The sequence below is a fragment of the Inquilinus sp. genome, assembly GCF_057815775.1.
In genome coordinates this window covers 1-5,992 of record NZ_JBYRFX010000443.1, presented here as the reverse complement: position 1 = coordinate 5,992, position 5,992 = coordinate 1, and the positions used below count along the sequence as shown (strand labels likewise).

Genomic DNA, 5,992 nt, shown 5'->3' with positions numbered 1-5,992 from the left:
CCCTCGTCGAAGCCATAGGGCTCGCGGCCGAGGATGGTGGCGAGGTCGAAGCGGAAGCCGTCGACCCCCATCTCCGTCACCCAGTAACGCAGGCTGTCGGTCACCATCTGCAGCACCCGGGGATGGCTGAGGTTCAGCGTGTTCCCGGTGCCGGTGTCGTTGATGTAGTAGCGCTCGTCCGGCATCAGCCGGTAGTAGGAGGCGTTGTCGATGCCCTTGAACGACAGGGTCGGCCCGCGCTCATTGCCCTCGGCGGTGTGGTTGTAGACGACGTCGAGGATGACCTCGAGCCCGGCATCGTGCAGCCGCGCCACCATCTCCTTGAACTCGGCGGTCTCGCCGGTCGCGGAATAGCGCGGATGCGGCGCGAAGAAGCCGATGCTGTTGTAGCCCCAGAAATTGGTCAGATCGCGGTCCAGCAGGTGCCGGTCGGCGATGAAGGCGTGCACCGGCATCAGCTCGACCGTGGTGGCGCCGAGGTTGCGGATATGGCCGATCACCTCGGGGTGGCCGAGGCCGGCGAAGGTGCCGCGATGCCGCTTCGGCACGCTGCCATGCTGCATGGTGTAGCCGCGGACGTTCAGCTCATAGGCGACGGTGCGGTCCCAGGCCACGGCCGGCGGCCGCGACCGGCCCCAGGTGAAGGCGGGGTCGACCACGCGGCATTTCGGCATGAAGGGGGCGCTGTCCCGGGTGTCGAAGGACAGGTCGTCCTGCGGGTCGCCGATGGTGTAGCCGAACAGGGCGTCGTTCCACTCCAGCTCGCCCAGCAGGCGCTTGGCATAGGGGTCGAGCAGCAGCTTGTTCGGGTTGAAGCGGTGGCCGGCGGCGGGCTCGTAGACGCCGTGCACGCGATAGCCGTAGATGGTGCCGGGGCGGGCGTCGGGCAGATAGCCGTGCCAGACCTCGTCGGTGTATTCCGGCAGCTCGACCCTGGCGGTCTCGCGCTTGCCCTCGTCGTCGAACAGGCAGAGCTCGACCTTGGTGGCGTTGGCCGAGAACAGGGCGAAGTTCACGCCCAGCCCGTCCCATGTCGCGCCCAGCGGGAAGGGTTGCCCTTCCAGCACGCGGACCGCGGGCTGCACCCGGTTTGTCATTCGTTCCCTTTCGGCGTTCTAACATCTTGGCGGCGGGCCCTGGAGCCCGTCGCGCCGGCGCGGGCCCTAAAGCCCGTCGCGCCAGCGTGCCCGCCACAGCCGGTAATCGGTTCCGTACTCGCTCGCCGGGCTGGTCTCGTTGCCGAAGCGGTCGCGGAACGGATTGATCACCCTGTGGCCACGGTGCTCGAAGCAATCGGTCACCGTCGAAGGACCCAACGCCTCGGCCAGCGCATCGTTCCGCAGGCCGCGCAACAAGGCGAAGGCGTCGACGCCGCGCAGGCCCAGCCATTCATCGACATCGGCCGGCTGCAGGCACAGCCGCCGCCGCTTGCGCCAACGGCCCAGCACGTCCCACACCACCGCGGCCGGATCTTCTTCGTCTGCCGGCGGGCGGGCCACCGCGCGGATGTCGACCCGTTCGGCGAAGCAGCCGGTCATCTCGACCCGGTCGGCGCCGACGATGGTGGCGGCCAGCCCCAGCCGCTCGAAATGCTCGCGCTGCGGCTCGCTTGCGGCCGGCGTGCGGACCAGCGGCAGGCCGGGATCGGTGCGGGTGTCTCGGGCGGTGCCGGGGGATGAGATCAAACGGAACACTCTATTCACCATGATGACCTCCAATGCGTCGGATGAAGATCGGGAATCCCCCAAAAGCCCGGCCCAGATCAGCCGGGTGCTGCCCGTCTAGTGTCGTGCCATCGAAGCCCGTCAGCCCCAGCCCATCGCTCACGCGGCCGGCCACCAGCCGGGGCACGGCGATGATGATGTGGCGGTCGGCCAATGACCGGCGCCAGGCGATCACGTGTTCCGCCGCCGGGCCCGAGACCGGCACCGGCGCATAGGCGCCGGCGGCGAACAGGGCAGGGTCGTCGCGACGGCAGCGCAGCAGATGCGCCGCCAGCCAATGCTTGATCCGGCCGTCCGGCCAGGTCGTGGCCAGCCGCTCCGGATCGGCCTCCGCCACCTCATGCAGTTGCGCGGCCAGCCTGGTGTAATCGACCGGGCGGCGATTGTCCGGGTCGACCAGGGACAGGTCCCATTCTTCGGTGCCCTGGTACAGGTCCGGCACGCCGGGCAGGGTCAGCTGCATCGCCAGCTGGGCCAGGCCGTTGACCGCGCCGATGCGGGCAACCCGCTCGGCGAAGGGCGTCATCGCGGCCCGGAAGCCGGTGCCGGTGTCGGCATCCAGCGCGGCATGGACAAAGCGGTCCAGCGCCGCCTCATAGGCGACATCCGGATCGGTCCAGCCGGTCTCGTCCTTGCCTTCGCGTGCCGCCTTCAGGAGATAGGCGGCGATCCGGTCGGCATAGTCTGCCGGCTGGTCGCCCAGCGGCCAGGTGCCGATCACCGTCTGGTAGAACAGGTGTTCGTGCCGCCGGCTTGGCAGCGACCGGCCGCTGTTGTCACTGCGATACGGCGCCAGGGCGGCCGACCAGGTGTCGAGCCCCGCCTGCCAGTCCGGCGCCAGCTCGCTCAGCACCGCCAGCCGGGCGCGGACATCGGCGCCGCGCTTGTGGTCATGCGTCGACAGGGCGGACATCGCATCCGGCCAGTCGCGCTGGCGCTTGGCAAAGATCTCGTGGAACTCGGCGACCGTCAGGCCGAAGCGTTCGGGCGTGCCGCCGACCTCGTTTAGTGAGACCAGCGGGACATGGCGGTAGAAGGCCGTGTCCTCGACCGCCTTGGCGGCGACCGCACCGGTCAGCTGCTCGAACCGGCGCAGAATTGCGGTGGCGCCGTCAGCCTCGCTGCGGCCGGTCACCAGCGCCTCGACCAGGTCCAGCGCCCGGGCCGCCGCTGGCACCGACTGCCGCGCCGCTGTAATTGCCGTCTCCAGCCCGAAGGCCGCGCCGCCGCCGGTGAGATAGCCGCGATAGGCGGTCAGCCGCTCGATCACCGCGGCCAGCGCCGTTCGGATCGTGTGGCGCGTCAGGTCGCGCCAAGCCCAGCCGGACCGCGCCAGCCGGTCGATCGCCGTGACCAGGGTCTCGAACGGCGCCGCCAGCGTGCCCTCGATCACCGCGCGGCGGCAGCGCCGGATGGTGTCTTCCAGATCCGCCGTATCGCCGGTGAAGCCGGCATAGGCGGCGACCAGGGCTTCCGCTGCCGTGCTGTCGACCTGCACCGCATGGATGGCATTGGCGACCTCATAGCCGGTGGTGCCGTCGACCGGCCAATCCGCCGGCAGTTCCTCGCCCTCGGCCAGGATCTTCTCGACCACGATATAGATCGGCTCGTGCGCTTCTGCCGGCCGGGCGGCGTCGACCGCCTCGCGCAGCCGGGCGAGATAGCCGGCCGGGTCGGCCAGCCCGTCGATGTGGTCCAGGCGCAGCCCCTGCACCTGCCCGGCGGCAATGGCGGCCAGAACGCGCCGATGGGTGGCGGCGAACACGGCGGGGTCTTCGACCCGCACGCCGACCAGCGTGTCGATGTCGAAGAAGCGGCGGTAGTTGATCTCGGCCGATGCGACCTGCCAATGGGCCAGGCGGTAATGCTGCTGCTCCAACACCCGGTGCAGCTCGTCCGGCCCGGTGGCGGCGCCGGGTTCCGGCGCCGTGCCGGCGGCCAGGGGTAGGGTGTGGCCGGGCACCGAGAGGACGGTGCGGCCGGTGTCCGTGTCGATGCGAAGTGCGATGTCGCCGTCGCGCAGCGCCTCACCATAGGGCCGGCCGAGGATCGGCAGCAGCACCCGGCCGGGATTGGCCGGCGCCTCCCAGTCGATGTCGAAGGTCGCGGCGTGCGGGCTGGCCTGGCCCCGTTCCAGCACGTCGACCCACCAGGCATTGTCCGGCCCGGTCGCCATGTGGTTCGGCACGATGTCGAGGATCAGGCCCAGCTCGTGGTCCCGCAGCGCCTGGGTGAAGCGCTCGAACCCGGCCTCGCCGCCGCGCTCCGGGTCGATCCGGGCAGGGTCGACGGTGTCGTAGCCATGCGCGGAGCCCGGCTGCGCCGCCAGCAGCGGCGAGGCATAGACATGGCTGACGCCCAGCCGCGCGAGATAGGGCAGGATGGCGCTGGCGTCGTCCAGGGTGAAGCCGGGATGGATCTGCAGCCGTGCGGTGGCGCGGGGCGGGGTCATTCTGCCTGCTCCAGCGCCACGACCACGCCCCAGCCCTCGATGCAGCCGGGCAGGGCTGCGGCCAGGCCCGGCGCGCTCTCATGCAGGATGGTGCCGCCGGGGATATCCCAGGCCGGGGCCAGCCCCGGCGCGAGATGTGCGACGATGCGCAGCCAGCCGCCGCCCGTCAGCATCCAGGCCACGTCCAGCATGGGGTCGCGGCTGCGGTCGATGGCGGGACCGATCCGGCGGCCGGCCAGCAGCGGCATGATCGCCTCACGGCGCAGCGCCAGCAGCCGCTGCACCAGGGCCAGCCGACGGCCGGAATCGGGATCGGCCTCATCCGGCGCCAGCACCGCCGATGTGAAGGTGGCGGGATCGAGCGCATCCGGCAGGGCGTCGCCGCCATCGGCGAAGCCGGCGAATTTGGCGAATTCCTCGCGCCGGCCGCGTCGCACCGTTTCCGCCAGTTCGCCCTCGAAATCGCAGAAGAACGGGAAGGCTTGGCGGCTGCCCCATTCCTCACCCATGAACAGCAGCGGGATCTGCGGCGACAGCAGCAGCACCGCCGTCATCGCCTCCAGCGCCGCCGGCTTGGCCAGAGCGGTCAGCCGGTCGCCCAGGGCGCGGTTGCCGATCTGGTCGTGGTTCTGGATGAAGTTGACGAAGGCGGTCGGCGGCAGATGCGCGCTGGGCTCGCCGCGCGCCTCGCCGCGCAGTGCCGACCGTTCGCCCTGATAGATAAAGCCCTCGGCCAGGGCGCGGCCCAGCCGCGCCACCGGCGCCGCCGCGTAATCGGCGTAGTAACCGTCGGTCTCGCCGGTCAGCACGACATGGGCGGCGTGATGGAAGTCGTCGTTCCACTGCGCGTCATAGCGCGCCGCGGCGCCGGGCGTGCCGATCAGCCGCCGCGCCTCGTTCAGGTCGTTCTCGAGCACCAGATGGATGTGCCGGTCGGGCAGGGCGGCGCGTGCGGCCTCGGCGATCTCTGTCAGGATGTCGGGCCGGCTGGCATCCTCGATCGCGTGCACGGCGTCGAAGCGCAGCCCGTCGAGGCGGAACTCCTCCAGCCAGTACAGCGCGTTGTGGCGGAAGAAGGCGCGCACCTCCGGTCGGGTGAAATCGATCGCGGGGCCCCAGGGCGTGGTCCGGGATGCATCGAAGAATGATCCGGCATAGAGCGGCAGGTAGTTCCCGGATGGGCCGAAATGGTTGTAGACCACGTCCAGCAACACCATCAGCCCACGCTGATGCGCGGCATCGACCAGCCGCTTCAGATCGTCCGGCGTGCCGTAGATCGAGGCCGGGGCGAAGGGCAGCACCCCGTCATAGCCCCAGCCGCGGCCGCCGGGGAAATCGGCGACCGGCATCAGCTCGATCGCGGTGACGCCGAGCCGGGCGAGGTCGTCGAGGCGACGAGCCACGGCATCGAAGCCGCCAGGCGCGTCCGGCCCGATCGCCCCGCAATGCAGCTCATAAATCACCGCCTCGTGCCAGGGCCGGCCGCGCCACGCCGTCTCGGTCCAGGCATAGTCCTGGGGATCCCAGACCACGGACGGGCCGAACGGGCCGCCCTGCTGATGGCGCGAAGCCGGGTCCGGCACTTCGGTGCCATCCTGCAGGCGATAGCGATAGGGCGTGCCCGCCGGCATCGCCGGCACGGTCAGCCCGAACCAGCCATCGCCCCGGCGATCCAGCGGCAGTTGGCGCTGCCCTTCGTCCAGCAGCAGCGTGATCTCTTCGGCATCCGGTGCCCACAGGCGGAAGCGCGTGCTGCCGTCCGGCTGCAACTCGGCGCCGAACGGCATGCCATGCCGCACGCGATCCGTCTCCGCCG

General features: G+C 70.6%; 4 protein-coding genes. All 4 read right to left on the bottom strand.

Annotated elements, in window-relative coordinates; genetic code table 11:
* A partial coding sequence (locus AC3XYG_RS15805) for a glycogen debranching protein (protein WP_489140802.1) occupies positions 1-1,097 on the bottom strand: 1,097 nt, incomplete at its 3' end.
* 66 nt (positions 1,098-1,163) lie between these two features.
* On the bottom strand, positions 1,164-1,694 hold the full coding sequence (locus tag AC3XYG_RS15800) for a hypothetical protein (protein ID WP_489140801.1): 531 nt from the start codon (positions 1,692-1,694) through the stop codon (positions 1,164-1,166).
* 1 nt (position 1,695) lies between these two features.
* Positions 1,696-4,176, bottom strand: coding sequence for a malto-oligosyltrehalose synthase (treY, locus tag AC3XYG_RS15795; RefSeq protein WP_489140800.1), 2,481 nt, complete (start codon positions 4,174-4,176; stop codon positions 1,696-1,698).
* Positions 4,173-5,992: malto-oligosyltrehalose trehalohydrolase (treZ, locus tag AC3XYG_RS15790; protein WP_489140799.1), on the bottom strand; the 1,820-nt coding region annotated here is incomplete at its 5' end. The genes treZ and treY, both read right to left, overlap by 4 nt.

What these genes read in the sequence shown, in the direction of transcription:
- treY (WP_489140800.1), bottom strand. Translation starts at nt 4,176, where the DNA reads ATGACCCCGCCCCGCGCCACCGCACGGCTGCAGATCCATCCCGGCTTC.